Here is a 21,023-nt window from a genome sequence, read left to right as displayed (position 1 = left end):
ATCGGCCTGCAGGCAGCGGCAGTAGTTGGCAAAACGGGGCACCGCATCGGCCCGCTCGGCACAGGCGGTAATGAGGGCTGCCAGATTGTCATCGGCCAGCGCGGTAAAGACGCTAGCCAGCGCATTGCGCCGGGCGAGGGCACGCTTCAAGCGAAACGAGAACTGCTCCTGAGAGAAGGGCTTCATCAGGTATTCGTCGGGCTCGGCTTCCAGCGCACTCAGTACCATGGCGCGGGAGCTGTCGCCACTCACCATGATCACCACGCTCTGGGGCGGGATCAGATCTTTGTCGCGCAGGCTCTCGAGCAGCTGGCGACCATTCTCGCCAACCCCGAGATCGTAATCGATGAGATAGATGTCGAAACTGCCCTTCTGGCAGCGGCGCCGCGCATCCTCGGCGGTATTGGAGTAGGTGATGTTGCTGATACCCAGATTGAGCAGCATAGCCTTCATCATCACCTGAAACGAGCGCTGCTCATTGACCATCAGAATGCGTTGTGGCTTGGCTGGGCTCTTTTTTTCTGGCTCTTGTTCAGGTGTCTGCATCTGTCTGGGTCGAGGCGCTGCGGGCTGATGGGAGAAAGTGTGCCACCAAAGCGTGTCAAGTGGCAATCAATGTGCTTTTGTCACGCAACTTCCAGTTTCCATGTCACGCTCTGTGCCTGGTGGCCAGGGCGATGTGGTTGATCCATATCAAATAAAGCTCAGATGGGGTGGCAGCACGCGGCACACTTTTTAGACTGATAGAGGGGGCAACGACAAGCCCCGGTCACATATAGGCCCCATCAGGCAGGTATCAGGGCCTGCCTCTGTTAGTCCATGAATCACGGAGGGATCAGAGATGAGTTTGCTACCAAGCCGTACCAGTCTGTTCGATGACCTGTTTCGCGATATGGCGTCCGGCTTCTATATTCGCCCCTTGCACGGGGACCCCTTGCCGAGCCAGATCAGGCTGGATTTGAAGGAGAGTGATGGCAACTATGTGCTGCAAGCCGAGTTGCCGGGGGTTGCCAAAGAGGACATCCATGTGGATATCCATGGTAAACAGGTGACGCTGAAAGCGGAGATCCGCCAGTTTGACAGCCAGAACAAGGATGAGCGAACACTGCGCAGTGAACGCTATTTTGGCAGTGTTTCACGCACTCTGGAGTTGCCGGTCGAGGTGGCGCTGGACAAGGTCAGCGCCAGGTTCGAGAACGGTATCCTCACGTTGCAACTGCCCAAGCAGGTGGAAACGCCAGCCCCTCACCGGGTGACCATCGAATAGCCCGTGACAAGTTCATCATCAACCGTAATGAGAAGGCCCCGTTATCGGGGCCTTCTGTTTATCAGTGCTTTTCTGTCGGTTGCTTCGCCAGATAGTGGGCGAATTGGGGCGTGTACTTGGCCTTGAACCCCTGTTCGGTCTTGATGATGAGATAGACCGCCAGCTTGTGCTGTTTGGCAAATGCCATACCCGCTTCGGGCCCCATCACCATCAGCGCGGTATCGAGGGCGTCAGCCTCAAGCGCGGTCGGGGTGATCACGCTGGCGGAGACCAGCTTGTGGGTGACCGGCTGGCCGGTGGCAGGATCGATGATATGGGAGTAACGCTGGCCATCTAGCTCGTAGTAGTTGCGATAGCTGCCTGCGGTGCTGAGCGCCATGCCGTTGGGGATGACGATATCGGAAAACGCCCCCGGCTGATCGGAGGGTTCGACGATGGCCACTTTCCATGGCGAGCCCTTGCTGTTGTTGCCCTTGCTGCGCACCGCACCGGCCACTTCGATCAGGTAGTTGTGTACCCCCTTGCCCTCGAGCAGGGTGGCGATTTCATCCGATGCCGCCCCTTCGCCGAGAGTGGAGAGGTCGAGATAGAAATCCGGGATCGTTTTTTCGAGCAGGAAGTGATCCCCCTGCGGGGTCAGGGTCAGCTTGTCGATCCCCACCTTGTGGCGGGCGGCGGCGATGGCCGCCTCATCGGGCCGCTTGACCGGCCGTTTGTCCGGGCCAAAGCCCCACAGATTGACCAGTGGCCCCACGGTCACATCCAGCTTGCCGTTGGTCAGCTTACCGGCATCAATCCCCTGCTGGACTATGATGGCCATGGCGGGCGGGATGGCAAACGGGGTGTTGGCGGGTCCCTGATTGAAACGGGAGATGAGCGAACCCGGATCGTAGGTGGAGATCTCCTTGTTCATCCGGGCCAGCAGGCTCTCTACGTCGCTTTTGAGGGCGGGCTCTCCACCGGGGTAGCTATCGCTCAGGGTCACCACATAGTAGGTGCCCATGGTCTTGCCCTGAATTCGGGTCTGGGCAGGCGGGGTTGGCTGGCAGCCGGCCAGCGCCAGCAGCAGGGTTAGCAGCAGGCCGCGCATGGCCGCCACAGGGGTTATCGCATTCATCCGGCGCTCTCATCTGGAGAAGGTTCATATCGGGGCGCTAGCTTAGCCAAGGGGCGCCCTTCGGGCGAGCCCTGATAGGGCCAATCGGAGGGAAAAGGGCAGAAAAAATTAAACATTTTTGAACCTGTGGCGGGAGTGGGTCGTATCGTCCATCCGTGAGGGAGAGAGTGGCGAGTAGAGCACCGTCTGGTGACCTGGCCCGCAGCTTTGGCCAAAAGCCATAGCCGATTGAAGACAATTGAGTAAAATGAAGGTCGATTTAGACAGCATCTTTGCGAAGCGTTCACCGCATCCGCCAAGACGTTGCCATCCATTGCCAATCAAAGGAGAAGATGATGAAAAAGGCGATTACCCTGCTGTTTCTGAGTACCCTGGCTGCCCCCGTGCTGGCGGATGAGTGTGCACTGGTCATCAAAGGCAATGATGCCATGCAGTACAACCTCAAAGAGATGAGCGTGCCGGCCACCTGCAAGGAGGTGACGGTCACCCTGAATCACACCGGCAAGCTGCCCGTGACCGCCATGGGCCACAACTGGGTGCTGGCCAGCACCGCCGACTATCAGACAGTGGCGACTGCCGGGATGAGCGCCGGGGCCGAGAACGGCTATCTGCCCAAGGACGATGCCCGTGTACTGGCTCACACCAAGCTGATCGGCGGTGGCGAGAGCAGCAGCGTCACCTTCAAGACCGACGGTCTGGCGGGCAAGGATCTCACCTTCTTCTGCTCCTTCCCCGGCCACTTCGCCATGATGAAGGGCTCCTTCAAGGTCAACTAAGGTGCTGACCGGCATCGAGCCGGTTGCCTCAATAGCAAAAGCCGGGATTTCCCGGCTTTTTCATCTCTGCTGTTTGTGTGTGGCGTGGCATGGCTGCGAGCCCACGCCAGCGCTATTTGCCCTGCAGGGTAAAGAAGGCGATGGCGGTCTTCTTCTGGCATTCGAAGTGAATGCTCTCTTCCCCGGTCACCACCAGCGTCTCGTTGATAGCCACCTCTTTGCCCTGCACGGCCAGCTGGCCGCTCAGCAGGTGACAGAGGTAGGTCTTCTCTGGCTCGAGGGTAAGGGTCAGCGGGAAGGGGAGGTTCAGCACCCGCACGTTGGCGCTGATGCGATCCGGATGGTAGATAAGCCCCAGATCGGTCACCTCTTTTTTCAGCAACTCGCAGTAGGTCTCCTCATCGCCGCTAAAGTGCGCCACCTCGAAGGTGGCGTAGGGGTGGCCGTTGAGCACAAAGCCTGCCCCGCTCACCGGCAGCAAAATGCGCTGATAGCCGGGAAAGGGGGAGAAGGGGCCCGCGCTCTTGATGGGGGCCGAGCTCAGTCGATAGTCAAAGTCGAGTTTGGCAAGGCTGCTCCCCTTGGGGGAGATGAGGATCTGGCTGGTAGTGCCCTGCTGGTTTTTCCAGGGCATCTTCTGGTGGTCAGACTCTTTAATCAGGGTGATCACGGGCACTTCCTCACGATAAAAAACGCAGGGAGCCGGGGACATCTGCCCCGGCTCCCTGATAGAGATTGGCGATGGTAAAGGCGATCAGCCCTGACCATCCAGAGCGGCCAGCCGTGCTTCCATGGCGGCGAGACGACTCTTGAGCTCGCTCACCTCCTGCTCCAGCTCGCTCAGGCGGTCGGCGGCAGGGGAGGCATAGGCCGCGGCGGGGGCGGCATCCATCATCGCCTGAATATCCACTTCGCCGCTAAACAGGTGGGCGTAGCGGGATTCGCGCTTGCCCGGCTCGCGCGGCAGCTTGACCACGTAGGGGCCACGCTCGATGAGCTGGGTCAGCACCGCATCCACCTCGGTGACATCATCGAAGCTGCAGAGGCGGTTGGTGCGCGAGCGCAGCTCCCCCGGGGTTTGCGGGCCGCGCAGCAGCAGTTCGCAGACGATGCCGAGCTCCTGGGCACTGAATTTCAGCTCGCCAAATTCGGTGTTACAGAATCTGTGCTGATAGCGGGGCACCCGGGCGTTGAAGCCTGCAGTGTTGACCACCAGCCGCTTGCGGATCAGTTCGTCCACCACGGCGCGGATATCGAGCTCGGAGAGCTCCAGCACCGGCTCGCGGTTGCTCTTCTGGTTGCAGGCGTTGACCAGTGCATTAAGGGAGAGGGGATATTGATCCGGGGTGCAGATCTCTTTTTCAATCAGACAGCCGATGACGCGGGCTTCCAGCGGGCCAAGTACTAACTCCATTTCCTACTCCCTTCCAAATCGAGACATCAAGAGCCCCTATCTTAGTCATGGTCCGCGCCGCGTCTAGCGTTGCGCGCCATTTTTGCGAGCTGATCAGGGCGTTGGCGAAAGGCTCGCCAACGCCACAGACCTCTGCTTTTTATCGCTGCCCCTGATAGAAGCGCGCCTTATTGGCATACATGGCGTCGTCCGCCACCCGGCTCAGCTCCGCCAGCGGGGTCTGGTCGCTGCTGCTCCAGCCGATGGCAAAACGCAGCGGGAAGCTGTGCTCCCCATGCTGCACGATGGCGTGCTGCTGGCTTGCCTCCAACCTGCCTGCCAGCTGCTGGCTGGCGAGGTGATCCGCCTCCGCCAGCAGCACGAACTCGTCGCCGCCGATACGGAAAATCTTCTCATCCTGACGGCAGAGGGTGCGCAGCTGGCGAGCCATCTGGATCAGCAGGGCGTCACCAGCCTCGTGCCCATACTGGTCGTTGGTGCGCTTGAGGCCGTTGAGGTCGAGCATGAAGAGGGCGAGGTGACGCTCCGGATGGCGCGCCAGTACTGCTTGATAGTGGTGGAAGGCCTCTTCGAACGCCTGCCGGTTGGGCAGCCCGGTGAGGTTGTCGGTGCGGGCCACCCGTGCCAGCTCGTCGGTGAAGAGGCGCCCCTCGATGCCCACCGCCAACTGCTTGGCAAACAGCCGCAAGATGGCCCGGTCTTCGGACTCCAGCCCTTCTGCGCTCACCATCAGATAGCCAAACAGCACGCCACTTTGGCTGCCGGGCAGGGTCATGATCTTCCAGAGTGCGTTGTCCCACTGGCATTCGGAGTGTTTGACCTCCTCATCCATCAGTTGAACCAGTTTCTCCTGCAAGGCATCCCGCAAGGGGGCATCGACCCCCTGGATCAGGGAGTAGTGGGGCTGCCCGTCTCGGCGGATCACCAGTCCCCAGCGGTGGCCGGGATAGAGCTGCGAGAGCTGCAGCAGGGCAGAGCTGGCCAGCTCGGCAATATCGATATCCAGCTGCTGGTGCAGACCGAACTGCAACCAAGATTGCAGGATATGGCGGCTGCGCTCCTCCCGGCTCAGGGCCGAGCGCAGGGCGGTCGTTTGCGAGGCAACCTCTTGCTCCAGTTCGTCGTTGAAGCCGAGCAGCCGCTGGTTGAAGGCCTCTTTCTCGCTATTGGCCTGCTGCAGCTGTTCATTTTGTTGATAGAGCGCCCGCACCTGATCCGAGATGGTGCTGGCCATCTCCTGTAGCAACTGGCGCACCTCGTCGTACTCCACAAAGCGCAGCGGCGCCTGCCGTTGCTGGTAATTGCCCTTGCCATAGCTGCGCACCAGCGCGGCCAGCGAGCGCAGCGGTCGGGTTAGCCAGCGGGTGAGCCAGACGCAGCCGATGGCCACCAGCAGCAACATGACGGCGATGCTGACGGTCAGCAGCTGTTGGGATTTGTTGAGCTCGCTGACCCTGTCATTGCTGTAGCTGTAGAGGGTGATGGTGGGGGTGATCTCCTGCTCCAGCTGGGGCCAGCCAATGGCCAGGGGCTGCGCCAACTTGCTTGGCTCCCTGTCATCCATGGCGTTGGCGCTCTGGTGAGCCCCTTCGTAGAGACGGTTCTCGCCCTGGGAGATCACCAGATATTCGCTCCCCTTGAGATAGGGTTCCAGCAACTGGGCCATCTGCCGCCAGGGGAGAATGGCCATCACGAAGCCGGAAGGGGTCTGCATCACCCCTGCTCGCTGGTGGTTGCGATAGATGGGGGCTACCAGCGCCAGCCCGCCGCTGCGGTTTTGCTCCATGTCGTCGACCAGCACGGGATCATCGACGGGCAGCAGCAGATGCTTGCCCTGTTTCGCCTCGCGGGTCTTGCCCCAGGCCATCAGCTGCGGCATCAGGTTGCTCGATTCGAGGTGGGAGGCCTGGCCATTGATGTACTCCACCACCAGCCCCTTGTCATCGATGAGGTAGGCCGAGGTGAGCAGGCTGTTGGACTTGATGAAGGTGGCCAGTGCCAGCCGGGCATGGCTGGAGAAGAGGAAGTTGTCGAGGGCCTGATGGAGCACCCGATCCTGACTGAGCTGATTGATCTGGGTGCCGATCAGCTCGCTGCGAAAGCGGGCTTCGCGGGTCATGCTGGTGAGGGCCCGCTCCAGCTGTGACTGCTCGCTCTGGGCGATGATCTGGTGCTGGCGGATCAGCAGTACAGTGCTGGCCAGCAGTGCCGGCAGCAAGGCGACGGTGAACAGGATGATGATGAGGGTCGGGCCGAGCCGAAAGGTGCGATGTTTCATGGTGTTTTGACCTGCCGGTACTGCTGATCGGCCAGCTGCTGCATATAACGGGCGGTGTCGGCGGCACTGATCCCCTCTTTAAAGCGCTCGAACCCTTTCTCCATCGCTTGCCAGGCGATGGACATGGCGCTGTCGGAGGGCATGGGGGTACTGAGGGTGAACTGCTCCAGCAGCACTTTTTCCTGAGGCGTGGGACGGCGGCTGATGGCGGTAAAAGCCTGCTGATTGACCGGCAGCAACGCCCCCTGATGATAGATGAACTGCTGAATATCCTGACGCTGGATAAAGGCCATCAGTGCCTTGATAACGGGTTGCCGATCCTCATCATCCATCGCCCAGCGGGAGGCTCCCATCACGTAGGCGCCGCTCATGGAGTGCATGGAATGGCTTTGCCAGCGGGGCAGCAGGGCGACACCCAGCTTATCCCCCATATTCTTCACCAGATCATTGAACGCCCAGTCCCCATTGATGAGGTAGGCGCTCTTGCCCTCATTGAAGCGGGAGAGGGCGGTGTCATAGTCGCACTCGGGATCGACCCACTGTTCGCTGGCGACGGTGCGATAGGCCTCCAGCGCCTGCACCATGGCCGGGCTGTCGAGGGTGATGCGCCCTTCGGTCACCGGCGAGCCGCCAAAGGTGTGTAAAAAGGCGGCGAAGTAGTACATGTCGTGATAGGGCCAGCTGACGGGGTAGACCCCCTTGGCCTTGAGGGCCGGGGTGATAGCAGTCAGTTGCTGCCATTGGGTCACCGGAGTCGAGATCAGCGCCTTGTTGTAAAACAGCATCAGATGGTTGCCCTGCATCATGGGCATGCCCCAGCGTTGCCTATCCAGGGTGACATAACGCAAGGCACTGGCCATCAATGAGGGGGAAAACCACTCGGCCGGGAGGGGAGCGAGGGTCATCTGGCGATAGAGGCCGATAAAATCGGAGGGGATTAGCATCAGGTCGGGCAGCCCCCTGGCCTGAGCTGCCAGCAGGAGATCCGCCTTGATCTTGCCCGGCTCAATCTGGGTGACCCGTACTCTGTGGTTCCCCTCCTGATTGAAGCGGGCGATCACGTCGTCGATCACGTAACCGGCTTGCTGGGAGTGCCACAGCTCCAGTTCAGGCTCCTGGGCCTGCAGGGGGTGGCTCAATGCGAACAGGCAAAGCAGCAAGAGATGATAAAAAGATAGTTTTCCGCTCATGTTATCATCACCGTTATTCCCTGAATTCCAAGGGAAAAATGTAACAAACTACCGGCAAGATCGGTAGGCTCGGGTGTCAACTAATTGACTGAAACAACAAAAAGCCCGGCGCGTGGGCCGGGCTGGGGGATAAATTGCTTATCCGCATATTCTTCGAGGCATCTATTGTGGATGTTGTTTGAGGATGTCGTATATCTCCTCTTTCAGTTTGAGTTTCTGTTTTTTCAGATCTCTCACCTCGGCGCTATAGTCGCTGGCGTGATGCTTTTCCAACTTTCTAATCTCCGCATCCAGGTCGTTGTGCAAGTCAAACTTCTTCTGGAAATGGACATCACTGCTCTTCAGTTTCGAGATAAGTTCTCTGTACTCTGGGAACATGTAATGGAGCCTCCTTGGTTTCGTTTGATTGTGCCTGTAAGACCAAAGCTACCCCTTAGTGCCGGGGATAAATGTGATCCTGATCGGATTTGGGGGCAATGATTTGGAGTATTCGGCGGGATATTTATAACTTGTTGAATCAAAACAAGATAAGTGATTTATCAATCTGAATGGTGAGCCAAACTGTGCGACAAGTCACAACAGGGGCAGTGTTGGCGTGAGGGTGCAGGATCAAAAAGGGGCCGACTGGCCCCTCCTTATGGATGCAGGCAACGTTACTCTTTCTCTTCGTCCGCCTGCTCTTTTTTCTTTTTCTTCTCGGGCAGCGGCTTGCCATCGCGGTGGATCACCTTGCCCGCTTCAAAGCCAATCTGGGCGGCCAGCTCTTCCAGATCCGCCGACTTGGCCTGATCCCCGATGGCGTAGCGATAGTTGGCGATGGAGATCTTTTCGGCCACCGGCGTGCCCGGGACGATAGGCTCGCGCCAGCCCTGGCCGATGTGGGCCACCAGGGTGCCGTTCATCAGTAGCTCGCCGACGATCTCCTGGGTCGGATTGCCCTTGCCGTAGGTGAGACCCTGCGGGTGCTTCTTGCCGACCAGCGGCTCGTTGCTGGCGGGGATCAGCTTGGTGCGGATCAGCCACTTGGGCTTTTTGGTGTTGCCCACCGCCTTGCCGGTCTGGTACTCGTTGATCTTGATGGTCTTGATCATCTGGGCCATGAAGTCCTTGGTCAGCGCCTTCTGGGCGTCGCTGGTTTCATCGATGGCGATGGGGGCCACATACCAGGTCTGGGTGGCTTGAGCCTTGGGAGCGGCAGGGGCAGTTTGCGCCATGGCCAGGGGGCTGAGCAGGATGGCAGCCAGCAAGAGTCCTATCTTCTTCATTGTGATTCCGCTTTTGTTTCAACAAGAATTTTGTTTTGCCAGCGACGACTGCGCCAGCGCCAGAACATGGCCAGACCGCGCACCCACTCGTCGCAGGCCAGCGCCAGCCAGATACCGACCAGTCCATAACCCTGCATGATACCGAGGAAATAGGAGAGTGGCACGGCAATTCCCCACATGGAGAGCAACGCCATGTAGAGGGGAAAACGGGCATCCCCGGTGGCCCGCAGGGCGTTGATCACCACCAGATTGAAGGTGCGGCCGGGCTCGAGGATAAGGCTGATAAGAAACAGCTGCGCCACCTGGGTGATGATGTCGGCATCATCGGTAAAGAGGCTGATGATGGTGCGGCCGTTGAGGGCCGCCGCCACGGCGATGACGCAGGTGACCGCCAGCCCCAGCTTGAGGCTCTTGAGCAGCTGCTGATAGGCTCGATCGAACTGTCTGGCCCCCGCCAGATGGCCGATGATGATCTCGTTGCCAAGGCCGATGGAGAGGCCAAACAGCAGGATAAACAGGCAGATCTGGAAGAAGTAGGACTGGGTTGCCAGCGCCTTGTCACCCAGCAGTCCGACAAAGGCTGTCACCACCATAAACTGCAGCATCCAGGAGAGGTTCTCTCCTGCCGCCGGCAGGCCGATATGGAGCACCTTGCCCAGCATCTCCCGGCTGGGGTGGACGATATCGCGCACCACCAGTCGAATTCCGGTCTTGCGGGCCACCAGCCACACCAGCAGCACCACGCCGACCAGTCGGCCAGCGACCGTGCTGATGGCAACGCCTGCGACCCCCAGCTGGGGCAGGCCGAACCAGCCGTAGAGCAGCAGCAGGTTGCCGACGAAGGTGATGAGGTTGACGATGAGAGTCACATACATCGCCTGACGGGTGTGGCCGTGAGCGCGCAGGGTCGCCGCCAGACAGAGGGCCGCGGCCTCCGGCAACAGGCAGAGACCGATGATCTGCAAGTAAAGCGTCCCGTCGCTCATCAGATTGGCAGGCAGGTTCATCAGCGCCAGCATGGTGCTGGCCCCCGCCATCACGCCGATGGCGGCCACCAGACCGATCAGCAGGTTGAAGCCGATAGCGGTGTGGATCACCACCCGACTCTTCTCCCGATCGCCGGCCCCCAGATACTGGGTGATCACCACGCTGGTACCGATGCTGACGAAGCTGAACAATGTGATGGCGAGATCGAACACCTGATTGCCGACCGCCAGCGCCGCGACCCCCTGATAGGAGACATGACCCACCATGAAGGTATTGAGGGCGCCGGTCAGAAAGTGCAGGGCGAGATCGATAAAGAGCGGCCAGGTCAGCGCAAAGAGGGTGCCCGGGCCGGCGTGGGATTGAGATTGCATGGCATGTCCAACAGCTGGGAGGGCACGGGGGAGTGTCCTCTGGGGGCGCATTTAACACCAAGGCCAAGGCCGGTGCAATCCTTGTGCAGGATTGCACCGGCCAGGAGAGCAGGCCAAGGGATCAGGCAGGCGTGGCGCCCGCCTCCTGTTCGCTTGGCAGGGTGAGGCGCGCCGAGTCGGGCAGGGCATCATCCTGCGGCCAATTCGAGCGGATGGCATCTGTGGTACTCTCCACCACCGCATCATCCTTGAACACCGGCTCGCGGTAGCAGCGGGTCAGGCGCAGCGCCTGATACATATCGGGGCAGAGGATGATCCCCTCATCGCCTACCCGCACGCCTGCCTGCTTTAACCAGTGAGTCATCTGGCCGTGGCGACCCGCCATCACCATATGGATGCCGCGCCGTTTCAGCTCTTTGTGCAGCTCTCCCACCATGCTCATCACGCTGATGTCCTGATGGGTGAAGCAGGCGACCGCATCGATCACCAGACACTTGGGGGCTCGGGGATCCTGTACCAGCAGGGCCAGCACCCGCCGTTTGAAATAGGGGGCGTTGAAGTAGGTCAGCGGCGAGTTGAAGCGATAGACCAGAATACCCGGTATCGCCTTGGCCTGTTCGTTATCCCCCAGGGTGCGCACTACCCCCTCGTCATCCATGCCGAGCAGCTGATCGGTGGGGCGCATCACATTGCGCAGGAACTGGAACAGCCCCAGCAACACGGCGAGGGTGATCCCGGGGATCACCCCCATGGTAAGCACGCTGATAAAGGTGACCAGCGCCAGCCAGAAGGCGGAGCGATCGGAGTGGCGCAGGGCCCAGAGGCCACGAAAATCGGTGAGCGACAGGGAGGCCATCACCAGTACCACCCCGAGGGCGGCGGTCGGGATGTATTTGAGCGGCGCCGTCAGATAGAAGGTGATGAGGGCGATCACCGCCGCTGCGATGATGGAGACCAGCTGGCTCTTGCCGCCGTTGGCGTCGTTGACCGCAGTGCGCGAATCCGCGCCACTGATGGCGAAACCCTGGGAGACTGCGGAGGCGAGGTTGGCCATACCGAGGGCCCGAAACTCCTTGTCCGCGTCGATCTCATAGCCGTTTTTGGCGGCAAAGCTGCGGGCGGTCAGCATCATGGAGACGAAGCTCACCATGGCCAGGTTAAGGGCGGGCAGCACCAGCTCCCGCATCAGGCCGGGAGGAAATTCCGGCATCTGGAACGCGGGCAGGCCGGAGCCCACCGTCCCCAGGGTGGCGATATCAAACTGGCCGAGATTAAAGCCCCACACCAGCGCAGCGGTCACCACCATGGCCACCATGGAGGAGGGCCATGCCGGTTTGTAGCGCTTGGCCAGCAGCAGGGTGAGCAGGGCCACCAGACTCATGGCCAGGGTCGGCAGATGGGTCTGGGTAATATAGGTAGCCCCGCTGGCGATCCGCTCGATGAGGTAACGTTCGCTGAAAGTGAAGCCGAAGATCTTGGAGAGCTGGCCCACCATGATGGTGATGGCCACACCATTGAGCAGCCCCATCAGGATGGGGCGGGAGAGAAAGTCCGCCAGCACTCCCAGCTTGAAGCGGCTGGCAATCAGGCACCAGAAGCCGGTCATGGCGGTCATGGTCATCACCAGTTGCCAGTGACGGGTTGGGTCGCCTGCGGCCAGCGGCGTCACCACGGCGGCGATGACCGCACAGGTGGCGGCATCAGGGCCGACGATCAGCTGGCGGGAGGTGCCGAACAGGGCGTAGACCAGCATGGGCAGGATACAGGAGTAGAGACCGACGATAGCACCCACTCCGGCGAGTTCTGCATAGGCGATGGCGACGGGCAGCGCCACGGCCGCCACCGAGAGTCCGGCGCGAAGATCTGGCATCAACCAGGCGCGCTGGTAATGCAGCAGGGCGGCGAGGCCCGGTAGCCAGCGTTCGAGAGAGAAGAAGTCGCGCATTATTTAACCCATTGAGTTACAACCAGCTTTTCCCCTAGTGTGCCCAAGGTTATCGAAAGATTGCAATCAGGTTATGGCCAGTTTACCTGAAGGTCAGGCCAGATAGCCTGCCAGCGTTTCTCCTTGATGCGCTGGGTAAAAATCTGTTTGTCCTGGCGACATTTGGGGTTGGCACTCACTTGCAGCGACCAGTTGATGGTAAAGCCGTAGGGGGCAAGCCACTCGAACTCGCCATCCTGGGTGAGGCGTACGCCGATGCAGGTGGGCACCTCGACCCAGTGGCTGAGCGCCTCAAGGCTGCTGGCAAACGGCGCTAACAGCTGGCGAGTGTGCATGCGGGCCTGATTGCGCACCTCCCACTGCTGGCCGGGCAGGCGTTTGGCGAGCCAAGCTTCGTGCTCCGCTTCGGCCAGCCCTTGCGGATCGGCTTTATCGAGATAGATAAGGTCGATATCGTTGAGCGGGGTGGGCGCCGCCTTGTGGTGAAGGTGATCCCAGATGAGGTTGCGGATAAAACCGGCTCCCAGCGCCCAGTCGGGCAGATTGAGCTCGGCCGCGGCTTGCAGGCAGGCCATCCGCTGCGGATCGGCCCGCAGCAGGGCTTCTGTTTTGGCTTGGAATTGCTGTTCGAGGACGGTGTTCAGAGGTTCAGTTGTTGGCATTGCGGCGTAACCAGACATCAATGTAGCGGCAGCTCGGCACTATAGTGAGTCCCTCCGCCTGAGTCCAGTTGAAGAAGGCACGCGCCAGCTGATCGGCAATCCCCTGCACCCGCAGCTCGGGGGGCACGAAGGTGCTGTAGGCGTCGATGGTCTTGGCATCGAGCCGCCGGTAGCGCAGTCTCGACTCTTTCCCCTCCACCATACAGATGAACTGCTGCTGGTTGGCCTGATGGATGATGTCGCTCATGGTGGGCACCTCTGGCATAAAGTTGGGTCTCTCGGCACAACATAACTGTTAGCCAAGGTATAGAACAGATAATGAGAGCCCGTGGTCAATATCATCCCCCTTTGACAGAGGGCGCATCGATATCGCGATGCAGATCAAGGTGCCCGATGGTGAGTCGGGCACCGCGTTAGTGTCAACACAAGAGTGTTGGCAAAGGGGCGGGATCAGGCCCAGGCTCGCTCCAACAGAGTGAGTAACTGCTCACGGTCGGCGTCCTTGCGATTGAACAGAAGGGCGCCGTCGTTGATCGCAAGATCGCGGATCTCGGTCAGTAGCGAGCGATCGCTTACCCCTGCCTCGCTCATGGTGCGCGGCAGCTTGACCGCTTGCCACAAGGTGTCGCGCAGGGTGCGAATGGCTGTGATGGTCGCCTCCGCCCGCTGATGGGCCGGGGTGGCAGCAAAGCGCTCTGCCCCCACCAGCGGCAACAGCAGCCGGGCCAACTCGCTATCCACCTCGGGGCGGTTGTAGTCGAGCACGGTCGGCAAAAAGAGGTTCATGCACAGCCCGTGGGGCAGATGGCAGCGGGCTCCCAGACTGTGGCCGAGGGCGTGCACCAGCCCCACCATGGAGTTGGAGAATGCCATGCCAGCCAGCGTGGAGCCTTCCGCCAGTTGCAGCCGCAGCTGTTTGTTTTGCGGGTCGTGGATGATTTGCGGCAGGGCGCTGGCGATCTTCTCCACCGCCATCAGGGCCAGTGCATCGCTCACCGGGTTCTTGGCGGTACCGATAAAGGCCTCGATGGCGTGGGTCATTGCGTCCATGGCGGTGGCGGCGGTGATATTGAGGGGCAGCCCCTGGGTCAGGCGCGGGTCGAGCACCGCCAGCTGGGGAAGCAGGAAGGGGGAGGTGAAGGGCACCTTGCGCCCGCTCGCCTCATCCTTGATCACTGCAACCAATGTCACTTCTGATCCTGTGCCCGCCGTGGTGGGCACCACCGCCAGCGGCTTGAGGGGACTGGTCAGGCAACCGGCGCCCGAGTAGTCGAGCAGATGATCCCCCCCCATGGAGGTGAGAATGTTGACCGCCTTGGCGGTGTCGATGACCGAGCCGCCCCCCAGCGCCACCAGACTGTCGCAGTCGAGCTCACGATAGCGTTTGGCGATCCGCTCCACTACGGCAGTGGAAGAGTCGGCCGGGATCTCGTCCCAGATGGCGGCGACCGGCAGTTCCCCCTCGGCCAGCACATTGGCCAGCAGGGTGGCAAGGCCGGTGGCATTGACCCCCTTGTCGGTCAGCAGCAGCGGGCGACGGGCACCCAGGCTGGCCAGCTCGCTGGCCAGCTGCTCCAGCGCCTGTTCACCGGCCAGCAGTTTGACCGGGCAGAAAAAATCGTAATAGCGGCTCATTTCAAGGCTCCTTGCGCGTTAGCCGGTCACCAGACCCAGATAGATGTTGCAGGCCCGGCCGATCTTGTTGGTCGGGGCGGGATAGTGGCGCAGCAGAGGCCGCGCGATAAAGGCGGGCAGGATCAGGGACTGCAACTGCTCAAGCCCCCGCACCAGATGCATGGCAACGGTCAGATCTCCCTCCACCAGCAGCCGGTTTTCGCCAAATGCCTGATTGACCCCGAGCCGAAAACTCAGGGTGCGAAAGGCGATATTGGGATGCTTGAAGCGCACCCGCAGCGGATGGATGGTGGCATGAGGGGCGACTGGCGCGCCGGGATACCAGCGCCCACCCTGCTTGTGCATGTTCATGGAGTAGCCGATGCCGCCCACTTCGAGGCGGATTGCCAGCCCGTCCGGCAACGGCGCCAATTCGCGGCGTACCGCCTCATCGGTGCGGGCGGCGCGGCAGAGGGTACGACCCACCACCCAGAGCAGAGTGGTGATCCAGAGGCGGCGGCCAAGGGCTGCCGCAGATTCAAACGTCCATGTTGGTATGGAAAGGCGCATGAGGATTGGCTCCTGAGATGGCTGACCAGAAGAGGGCGAACGCACTGGCTTGCCAGTAGTCGTCCTCTCCCAGCTCCGGTTGATCGACAAACAGTGATGCGCAGGCGAGGAACTGCCCCTGACACACCTCCAGCAACAGTGGTGCGGGAGCCTGCATCAGCTCGCCGCTGGCCTGCCCCTTTGCCAGCAGGGCAGGCAGAAAGCGCAGGGCATCGTTCAGGATCTGGCTGCGGGCCGGTCTGGCCAGCAGCGGAGAGTGAAAGAAGCCGAGCACAAATTTGAGCTCATTAGGGTTAGCCTGCATCCACTTCATCGCCAGCTGCCAGTAGTGGCGGGTCTGGTCGTACAGCGGCAGGGTCGGATCCGCTTCATGGATGGCGCCCCCCATCCGGGTCTTTACATCCTGATAGAGGGCGAGGATCAGCGCCTCCTTGCTCGGAAAGTGGTGGAACAGAGTGCCGTTGGCCACCCCGGCCGCCTTGGCGATACGGGCGGTGGCGGCCCCCTGCAGGCCATCTTCGGCGCAGAGGGCGAGGGCGGCATCCAGGATCTGGCGGCGCTTGTCGGTCATGTTTTGTGGCTGCGGGATAGCCTGGTTCATGGTCATCTCCATCAGCGCAGGAAGAAGGCCATCATCAGCCTCTGGATCCAGCTGTGGTAGGGCGGATGGATCAGGGAGCCGGTGGTGAACTTGCCGCGGGTCAGCACGGTTTTCGCCTTGGAGAAGGTAAGAAACCCCTCGTGGCCGTGGTAGTGGCCCATGCCGGAGGCGCCGATGCCGCCAAACGGCACATCGTCGGCCGCCACCTGAAACAGGCTCTCGTTGATCGCCATGCCGCCGGAGTGGGTCTCCCGGGTCACTCGCGCCTGCAGCTCGGGATCGAAGCTCATCAGATAGAGTGCCAGCGGGCGGGGCCGCTCAGCCACATAGGCGAGCGCCTCCTCCAGGGTGTCGTAGGGGATAAGCGGCAGCAGCGGGCCGAAGATCTCCTGCTGCATCACCTGACACTGACTTGGTACCCCGGTCAGCAGGTGGGGCACCAGCAGGCGACGCTGGTCATCGCGGGCCGGGCTGCCACAGGGGTGGAGCTGGGCACCCGCCTGCTCGGCTTCATCGAGCCAGCTGACGAGACGTTGATACTGGCGGTCGTTGATGATGGCGCCGTAGTCGGCACTATTGAGCCCCTGCGGGTAGAGCTTGCTGAAGTGGCGGCGATAGGCGGCGATAAAGTTATCCACCTCGCTGCGGGGCAGCAGCACATAGTCAGGGGCGACGCAGATCTGCCCGGCGTTGAGGCTCTTGCCGAAGATCATCCGCTCGACCGCGGTGGCGACCGGCATGTCGGGGGCGATGAGACAAGGGCTCTTGCCACCCAGCTCAAGGGTGAGGGGGGTGAGCTGGGGAGCGGCGGCGGCCATCACCAGCTTGCCCACCATGGTTGAGCCGGTAAAGAGCAGGTGATCGAACGGCAGTGAGCTGAACGCCGCCGCCATCTGGGCATCTCCCTCGATGATGGCGATCTCGTTTTCGTCAAACACGCTGGTGAGCATGGTGCGCAGCACGGCATTGGTATGGGGAGTGAACTCGGAGAGTTTCAGCATCGCCCGGTTGCCCGCCGCGATGGCGGTGATGAGGGGGCCAAGGCTCAGCATCACCGGAAAATTCCACGGCACGATAATGCCGACCACCCCCAGTGGCTGGAAGTGCACCTCTACTTTGGCGGGTGCCAGCAGCAGGCCGGTGTGACGGCGGTGGGGCTGCATCCAGCGCTTGAGCCGCTTCTGGGTGTAGTTGATCTGCATGATGCAGGGCAGCACATCGGCGATCAGGCTGTCGTAGTGGCTGCGCTGGCCATAATCTGCCGCCAGCGCCTTGCACAGCTGCCCCTTGTGGGCGAGCAACGCCTGCTTGAGTTTGGTCAGCTGCGCCCGGCGCTCGGCCAGGGTTGGCATGGGGTGAGCCAGACTCGCCCGCTTGAGCCGCGCCAGCTGATCCGGCAGGGACAATTTGATGGCGAGGATATCCTCAGGAGTGTGTTGAAGCTGCGCCGCACCCATGTTGTTCTCCGCATGAAAAATGACCGACTGATTAGTCGGTCTAAATCTAGCTGTTTGTTACCGGAATGTAAAGCTGGCAAGCTGTCTGCCGTTCACCACGAGCCGGACGCAAGAGAGAACTGTGTGTCTCCCCACACTTTTGGGGTTTGCCCGTTGGTGGCTTATCTAATAAGGGGTAGTTTTTGGCTATTAACCTACACGGAGAGAGCACTATGACCAGGGAACTGAACAGCTTGTTGGCCCGGCTTGAAGATGTGGTTGAGCGGATGCCGGATTGCTTCAACACCTACGAATTCGCCCAGAAGCTGGCACTGCAATATCAGCCGGAATTCTTTGCCGCGGGGCACTCTCTGGCCGAGCACGAGGGTAAAGTACTGCGGGTGCTGCACCAGAAGATCGCCGAGGCGCTGGCAGGCAGCGAGATGGTGATTGAAGGGGCGCTGCTCCCTTGCGTCACCCCCTGGGGGGAGAAGGCGACCTCACCGCGCTGGCATCGCAAGCACTGAGGGGCGTAGTCAGGCAGATCACTGCCAGATAGCAGATAACGAACAACGATAAAGGGCGCGGCGCTGACAACAGGGCCGCGCTTTTTTATGCAGATTGTCGCCAGCAGCGCCCCCGCTGCCGAGAGCAAAGGCCCGGTCTGTGATCCCATGCCGGGATACGAGACCGTCAGCCGGGTAGACTCTCCCCTTTGTCGCAGGGTTTGTCACCGTAGGAATTTCTCATGACCCATAAAATCATTCTGGATACCGACCCGGGTATCGACGATGCCATGGCCATCCTGTTTGCCGAGGCCCACCCCGCCATCGAGCTGCTCGCCATCACCACTGTTTTTGGTAACGCCACCATCGACAATGGCACCCGCAATGCCCTCTGGCTCAAGCAGAAGTACGGCATGAAGGCGGATGTAGCCAAAGGCGCGGCTGCCCCGCTGCTGCGCGAGCCGGTCGGCCCTACCACCATAGTCCACGGCCCGAGCGGCTTTGGCGACATGGAGGCGGGGGAGGTGACTATCGCTCCGGATCCCCGCCCTGCCTGGCAATATATTGTCGAGGCGGTCAAAGCCGCGCCGGGGGAGATCACTCTCGTCACTATCGGCCCACTGACCAATCTGGCGCTGGCGCTACAACAGGCGCCCGAGATTGTCTCGCTGGTGAAACAGGTGGTAGTGATGGGCGGCGCCTTTGGCGTCAACGGCCATCGTGGCAACGTCACCCCCTATGCCGAGGCCAATATCCACGACGATCCCGATGCCGCCGACCGGGTCTTTACCGCCGACTGGCCTGTGGTGATCATCGGGCTGGACGTGACCCAGCAGAGCTTCTTCAGCAGCGCCTATCTGGATGAGCTCAGGGATAAGGCGGGGGAGCCGGGCCGCTTCCTGTGGGATGTCAGCCGCTTCTACCTGCGCTTCTACTCGGAGAAGCTGGGGCTCTCCGGTTGCCACGTTCACGACCCGTCCGCCATCGCCTATGTGATCGATCCGACCCTCTTTACCCTGCGCGAGGGGCCGGTGCGGGTGATCACCAGCGGCCCGGCCATCGGCCACACCCTGCAAAAGTTCGATGGCAAGCGCCACTCCCACGATGACTGGGCAGCCTATCGTCCGCAGCAGGTCGGGGTGGCGGTGCGCGATGAAGCCTTGCTGGCGCTCTATCGCGAGACGCTGGTGGGCTGGGGCAAGGATTGCTGAGCAAAGGGGCGCTATTGCGCTGACGCGGGGGCTGTGATCGGCGCCAAACAATCGGAGCGCACGGCCGCTTATACTGCCTTATATCAAGAGCTTGGGAGGGATGAAGATGGCCTGGATTTCCTTGATAGTGGCGATTGCGCTGATCTGGTGGTTGATGAAGCTGGGGCGTGGCGCCCTGTTCGAGATCCGTCTTGCCCCCGGCAAGGTAGTGGTCAAGCAGGGCAAGGTGTCACCCGCCTTTATTGAGCATGCCAAGCAGATCCTGCACCACGACACTGTGCGCGGTCGCATTGTGGGGCAGCGTGATGGCGATGGCGTGAAGCTGATCTTCTCCCGCTCCATCCCCGAACCGGTGGCCCAGCGGTTTCGCAATATCTTCCCCTATGGCGATTACCGCCAGCCAACGGCGCCACTGCCGGGGCCAAAATCCCGCAAGGGATAAGCACCGGAACCTGGTTCATCAATAGCAAACGGGCCTCCAGTGGAGGCCCGTTTTCTTATGGCACTTGGTCAAGAGAGAGCTGACAGCCCTTACTCCTTGCCGTGCAGCTCGCGCTGGGCCTTGACCGCCGCCGCCTTGACGGCGGTGCCTTCATTGCCCCAGGAGGCGCGCAGGGTGTTGACCAGCTCGGCGAGCCGCTCGTCATCCATGGTCCAGCCATAACCCGGCATGTGGTAACCCAGATGGCCGTGGGTGATCGGGGTCTCGGCGCCGTGCAGCAACACGTTGATCAGGCTCGACGGATCGCTCGCCAGCACTGTGCGGTTGTTGACCAGCGAGGGGATGACGTGGTCATTGCCCTGGCCGTTGACCCCGTGACAGGTGGAGCAGTACATGGCGTAGTCCGCCTTGCCGCTGGCACTGGCGTAGGCGCGGGCCCCTTTCTTCGCCACCGGTTCATCTTTCAGATCGGTCAGATAGGTGGCGATGCTGGCCAGATCGGCGTCGCTGAAATACTGGCTGCTGTGAGTGATCACTTCCCCCATGGGGCCCGCGACCGCTTCATGCTGGCTGCGGCCGGTTTTCAGCAGGTCGATCAGCGTCTGCTTGCTGTAACGGCTGCCGCGAATGTCGGGGGCATACCAGCCATCCAGCGCCGCCCCGCTCAGGTAGACGGGATCCGCCTCGGTCAGCGCTTTCTCCTGCATGCCAAGCCCGCGCGGGGTGTGGCAGCTGCCGCAGTGGCCGGCGCCCTGCACCAGATAGGCGCCACGGTTCCACTCTTCGCTCTTGCCAGCCACCGGGGTGAAGCGGCTGTCATCGTGGTAGATCCAGTTCCAGCCCATCAGCGGCCAGCGCATGTTGAGGGGCCAGGGGATGTCGCTTTCCTTGTTGGCGATGGCCAGCGGCTGCACCTCCTTCATCAGGTAGTGATAGAGATCTTCGAGATCTTTATCGCTCATCTTGGCGTAGGCGGTGTAGGGCATGGCCGGATAGAGGCGATGGCCATCGCGGGCCACCCCTTCACGCATCACCTTGATGAACTCCGGCAGGCTGTAGTTGCCGATGCCGTGAGTCTTGTCGGGGGTGATGTTGGTGGCAAACACGGTGCCGATGGGGGTCGGGAACCCTTTGCCGCCCGCCAGCGGTTTGCTGGTTTCGCTGGTGTGACAGGCAGCGCAATCGCCGAGCTTGGCCACGTATTCCCCCGCCGACATGGCGGGGGCTGCGTGGGCGGCAAGGGCGGGCAGGGCCAGCAGCAGGGCGCTGGCGGTCAGTGACAGGGCGCGGCTCATTGGGCACCTCCCTTGCTCATGGCTACCAGCTCGTTGACGGCGCGCCACGCTTCGTCGATGGCGGCGTGGGCGTAGG

22 protein-coding genes are annotated in these 21,023 nt (G+C 61.3%); 5 read left to right on the top strand and 17 right to left on the bottom strand.

From position 1 onward, the window contains the following. Positions 1-546, bottom strand: a 546-nt coding sequence (locus AB5Y85_RS10735) for a response regulator (protein ID WP_368221403.1), incomplete at its 3' end; no start/stop codon positions are given. 295 nt (positions 547-841) lie between these two features. On the opposite strand from AB5Y85_RS10735, the gene AB5Y85_RS10730 reads away from it, so the two are divergent. Next, positions 842-1,267: an Hsp20/alpha crystallin family protein gene (locus AB5Y85_RS10730; protein WP_103250619.1), complete on the top strand. Its 426-nt coding sequence runs from the start codon at positions 842-844 to the stop codon at positions 1,265-1,267. A gap of 61 nt (positions 1,268-1,328) precedes the next feature. Here the strand turns inward: AB5Y85_RS10730 and AB5Y85_RS10725 are convergent, their stop codons facing one another. Next, a complete protein-coding gene (locus AB5Y85_RS10725; RefSeq protein ID WP_368221401.1) occupies positions 1,329-2,384 on the bottom strand; it encodes an FAD:protein FMN transferase in 1,056 nt (351 codons plus the stop codon). Positions 2,385-2,719: 335 nt separating this feature from the next. Between AB5Y85_RS10725 and azu the strand changes: the two genes are divergently transcribed. Next, positions 2,720-3,160 carry an azurin gene (gene azu / locus AB5Y85_RS10720; RefSeq protein ID WP_368221404.1) on the top strand — a complete coding sequence of 147 codons (441 nt, stop codon included), beginning with the start codon at positions 2,720-2,722 and terminating at the stop codon, positions 3,158-3,160. A 112-nt stretch (positions 3,161-3,272) separates the two neighbouring features. Here the strand turns inward: azu and AB5Y85_RS10715 are convergent, their stop codons facing one another. The 14 genes from AB5Y85_RS10715 to AB5Y85_RS10650 all read right to left on the bottom strand — a co-directional run bounded on the left by AB5Y85_RS10715 (position 3,273) and on the right by AB5Y85_RS10650 (position 17,514). Next, positions 3,273-3,830 (bottom strand): HutD family protein, encoded by a 558-nt coding sequence (locus AB5Y85_RS10715; RefSeq protein WP_257686635.1) that lies wholly within the window; start codon positions 3,828-3,830, stop codon positions 3,273-3,275. Between the two features lie 84 nt (positions 3,831-3,914). Beyond that, positions 3,915-4,574, bottom strand: a complete 660-nt coding sequence (locus AB5Y85_RS10710) for a YceH family protein (protein WP_005361682.1) — start codon at positions 4,572-4,574, stop codon at positions 3,915-3,917. Positions 4,575-4,713: 139 nt separating this feature from the next. Then, on the bottom strand, positions 4,714-6,852 hold the full coding sequence (locus AB5Y85_RS10705) for a diguanylate cyclase (RefSeq protein ID WP_368221400.1): 2,139 nt from the start codon (positions 6,850-6,852) through the stop codon (positions 4,714-4,716). Next, on the bottom strand, positions 6,849-8,042 hold the full coding sequence (locus AB5Y85_RS10700; protein ID WP_368221398.1) for an extracellular solute-binding protein: 1,194 nt from the start codon (positions 8,040-8,042) through the stop codon (positions 6,849-6,851). The genes AB5Y85_RS10705 and AB5Y85_RS10700 overlap by 4 nt, the downstream gene beginning before the upstream one ends. A 162-nt stretch (positions 8,043-8,204) precedes the next feature. Beyond that, positions 8,205-8,420 carry a YdcH family protein gene (locus AB5Y85_RS10695; RefSeq protein ID WP_005337763.1) on the bottom strand — a complete coding sequence of 72 codons (216 nt, stop codon included), beginning with the start codon at positions 8,418-8,420 and terminating at the stop codon, positions 8,205-8,207. 275 nt (positions 8,421-8,695) lie between these two features. Then, entirely contained in the window at positions 8,696-9,307 is a 612-nt protein-coding gene (locus AB5Y85_RS10690) for a hypothetical protein (RefSeq protein WP_257686632.1), read from the bottom strand. Next, positions 9,304-10,665: an MATE family efflux transporter gene (locus AB5Y85_RS10685; protein ID WP_005361670.1), complete on the bottom strand. Its 1,362-nt coding sequence runs from the start codon at positions 10,663-10,665 to the stop codon at positions 9,304-9,306. The genes AB5Y85_RS10690 and AB5Y85_RS10685 overlap by 4 nt, the downstream gene beginning before the upstream one ends. Positions 10,666-10,786: 121 nt before the next feature. After that, entirely contained in the window at positions 10,787-12,610 is a 1,824-nt protein-coding gene (locus AB5Y85_RS10680) for a SulP family inorganic anion transporter (protein ID WP_021230679.1), read from the bottom strand. Positions 12,611-12,681: 71 nt separating this feature from the next. After that, positions 12,682-13,272, bottom strand: a complete 591-nt coding sequence (locus tag AB5Y85_RS10675; RefSeq protein WP_257686631.1) for a nucleotidyltransferase family protein — start codon at positions 13,270-13,272, stop codon at positions 12,682-12,684. Beyond that, complete coding sequence (locus tag AB5Y85_RS10670; RefSeq protein ID WP_005337747.1) at positions 13,259-13,519, bottom strand: GNAT family N-acetyltransferase; 261 nt, start codon at positions 13,517-13,519, stop codon at positions 13,259-13,261. The genes AB5Y85_RS10675 and AB5Y85_RS10670 overlap by 14 nt, the downstream gene beginning before the upstream one ends. 203 nt (positions 13,520-13,722) lie before the next feature. After that, positions 13,723-14,907, bottom strand: coding sequence for an iron-containing alcohol dehydrogenase (locus AB5Y85_RS10665; RefSeq protein WP_257686630.1), 1,185 nt, complete (start codon positions 14,905-14,907; stop codon positions 13,723-13,725). Between the two features lie 18 nt (positions 14,908-14,925). Continuing rightward, positions 14,926-15,456 carry a hypothetical protein gene (locus tag AB5Y85_RS10660; protein ID WP_368221395.1) on the bottom strand — a complete coding sequence of 177 codons (531 nt, stop codon included), beginning with the start codon at positions 15,454-15,456 and terminating at the stop codon, positions 14,926-14,928. Continuing rightward, positions 15,425-16,057 (bottom strand): TetR/AcrR family transcriptional regulator, encoded by a 633-nt coding sequence (locus tag AB5Y85_RS10655; protein WP_368221393.1) that lies wholly within the window; start codon positions 16,055-16,057, stop codon positions 15,425-15,427. Before AB5Y85_RS10655 ends, AB5Y85_RS10660 begins: the two co-directional genes overlap by 32 nt. Before the next feature lie 11 nt (positions 16,058-16,068). After that, positions 16,069-17,514: a coniferyl aldehyde dehydrogenase gene (locus AB5Y85_RS10650; protein ID WP_040067901.1), complete on the bottom strand. Its 1,446-nt coding sequence runs from the start codon at positions 17,512-17,514 to the stop codon at positions 16,069-16,071. 212 nt (positions 17,515-17,726) lie between these two features. Between AB5Y85_RS10650 and AB5Y85_RS10645 the strand changes: the two genes are divergently transcribed. The 3 genes from AB5Y85_RS10645 to AB5Y85_RS10635 all read left to right on the top strand — a co-directional run bounded on the left by AB5Y85_RS10645 (position 17,727) and on the right by AB5Y85_RS10635 (position 19,652). After that, positions 17,727-18,020: a hypothetical protein gene (locus AB5Y85_RS10645; RefSeq protein WP_005353197.1), complete on the top strand. Its 294-nt coding sequence runs from the start codon at positions 17,727-17,729 to the stop codon at positions 18,018-18,020. Positions 18,021-18,241: 221 nt separating this feature from the next. Then, the gene (locus AB5Y85_RS10640) at positions 18,242-19,210 is read left to right on the top strand and encodes a nucleoside hydrolase (protein WP_005337734.1); all 969 of its coding nucleotides are present in this window, start codon (positions 18,242-18,244) and stop codon (positions 19,208-19,210) included. A gap of 106 nt (positions 19,211-19,316) precedes the next feature. Then, complete coding sequence (locus AB5Y85_RS10635; protein ID WP_179214414.1) at positions 19,317-19,652, top strand: DUF3634 family protein; 336 nt, start codon at positions 19,317-19,319, stop codon at positions 19,650-19,652. 89 nt (positions 19,653-19,741) lie between these two features. Here the strand turns inward: AB5Y85_RS10635 and AB5Y85_RS10630 are convergent, their stop codons facing one another. Further along, positions 19,742-20,947, bottom strand: a complete 1,206-nt coding sequence (locus tag AB5Y85_RS10630) for a cytochrome c (protein WP_368221390.1) — start codon at positions 20,945-20,947, stop codon at positions 19,742-19,744. Positions 20,948-21,023 lie beyond the last annotated feature (76 nt).

Source organism: Aeromonas sp. R3-1, assembly GCF_040908345.1.
In the GTDB taxonomy this organism is placed as follows: domain Bacteria; phylum Pseudomonadota; class Gammaproteobacteria; order Enterobacterales; family Aeromonadaceae; genus Aeromonas; species Aeromonas veronii.
The sequence above is the reverse complement of the archived record's forward strand: the minus strand, read 5'-3'. Positions and strand labels throughout refer to the sequence as shown.

Bases quoted from the DNA above. Each gene is read 5' to 3' on its own strand.
- AB5Y85_RS10730 (WP_103250619.1), top strand. From the start codon at position 842: ATGAGTTTGCTACCAAGCCGTACCAGTCTGTTCGATGACCTGTTTCGC.
- AB5Y85_RS10725 (WP_368221401.1), bottom strand. From the start codon at position 2,384: ATGAATGCGATAACCCCTGTGGCGGCCATGCGCGGCCTGCTGCTAACC.
- azu (WP_368221404.1), top strand. From the start codon at position 2,720: ATGAAAAAGGCGATTACCCTGCTGTTTCTGAGTACCCTGGCTGCCCCC.
- AB5Y85_RS10710 (WP_005361682.1), bottom strand. From the start codon at position 4,574: ATGGAGTTAGTACTTGGCCCGCTGGAAGCCCGCGTCATCGGCTGTCTG.
- AB5Y85_RS10705 (WP_368221400.1), bottom strand. From the start codon at position 6,852: ATGAAACATCGCACCTTTCGGCTCGGCCCGACCCTCATCATCATCCTG.
- AB5Y85_RS10700 (WP_368221398.1), bottom strand. From the start codon at position 8,042: ATGAGCGGAAAACTATCTTTTTATCATCTCTTGCTGCTTTGCCTGTTC.
- AB5Y85_RS10695 (WP_005337763.1), bottom strand. From the start codon at position 8,420: ATGTTCCCAGAGTACAGAGAACTTATCTCGAAACTGAAGAGCAGTGAT.
- AB5Y85_RS10690 (WP_257686632.1), bottom strand. From the start codon at position 9,307: ATGAAGAAGATAGGACTCTTGCTGGCTGCCATCCTGCTCAGCCCCCTG.
- AB5Y85_RS10685 (WP_005361670.1), bottom strand. From the start codon at position 10,665: ATGCAATCTCAATCCCACGCCGGCCCGGGCACCCTCTTTGCGCTGACC.
- AB5Y85_RS10680 (WP_021230679.1), bottom strand. From the start codon at position 12,610: ATGCGCGACTTCTTCTCTCTCGAACGCTGGCTACCGGGCCTCGCCGCC.
- AB5Y85_RS10675 (WP_257686631.1), bottom strand. From the start codon at position 13,272: ATGCCAACAACTGAACCTCTGAACACCGTCCTCGAACAGCAATTCCAA.
- AB5Y85_RS10670 (WP_005337747.1), bottom strand. From the start codon at position 13,519: ATGAGCGACATCATCCATCAGGCCAACCAGCAGCAGTTCATCTGTATG.
- AB5Y85_RS10665 (WP_257686630.1), bottom strand. From the start codon at position 14,907: ATGAGCCGCTATTACGATTTTTTCTGCCCGGTCAAACTGCTGGCCGGT.
- AB5Y85_RS10660 (WP_368221395.1), bottom strand. From the start codon at position 15,456: ATGCGCCTTTCCATACCAACATGGACGTTTGAATCTGCGGCAGCCCTT.
- AB5Y85_RS10655 (WP_368221393.1), bottom strand. From the start codon at position 16,057: ATGAACCAGGCTATCCCGCAGCCACAAAACATGACCGACAAGCGCCGC.
- AB5Y85_RS10650 (WP_040067901.1), bottom strand. From the start codon at position 17,514: ATGGGTGCGGCGCAGCTTCAACACACTCCTGAGGATATCCTCGCCATC.
- AB5Y85_RS10645 (WP_005353197.1), top strand. From the start codon at position 17,727: ATGACCAGGGAACTGAACAGCTTGTTGGCCCGGCTTGAAGATGTGGTT.
- AB5Y85_RS10640 (WP_005337734.1), top strand. From the start codon at position 18,242: ATGACCCATAAAATCATTCTGGATACCGACCCGGGTATCGACGATGCC.
- AB5Y85_RS10635 (WP_179214414.1), top strand. From the start codon at position 19,317: ATGGCCTGGATTTCCTTGATAGTGGCGATTGCGCTGATCTGGTGGTTG.
- AB5Y85_RS10630 (WP_368221390.1), bottom strand. From the start codon at position 20,947: ATGAGCCGCGCCCTGTCACTGACCGCCAGCGCCCTGCTGCTGGCCCTG.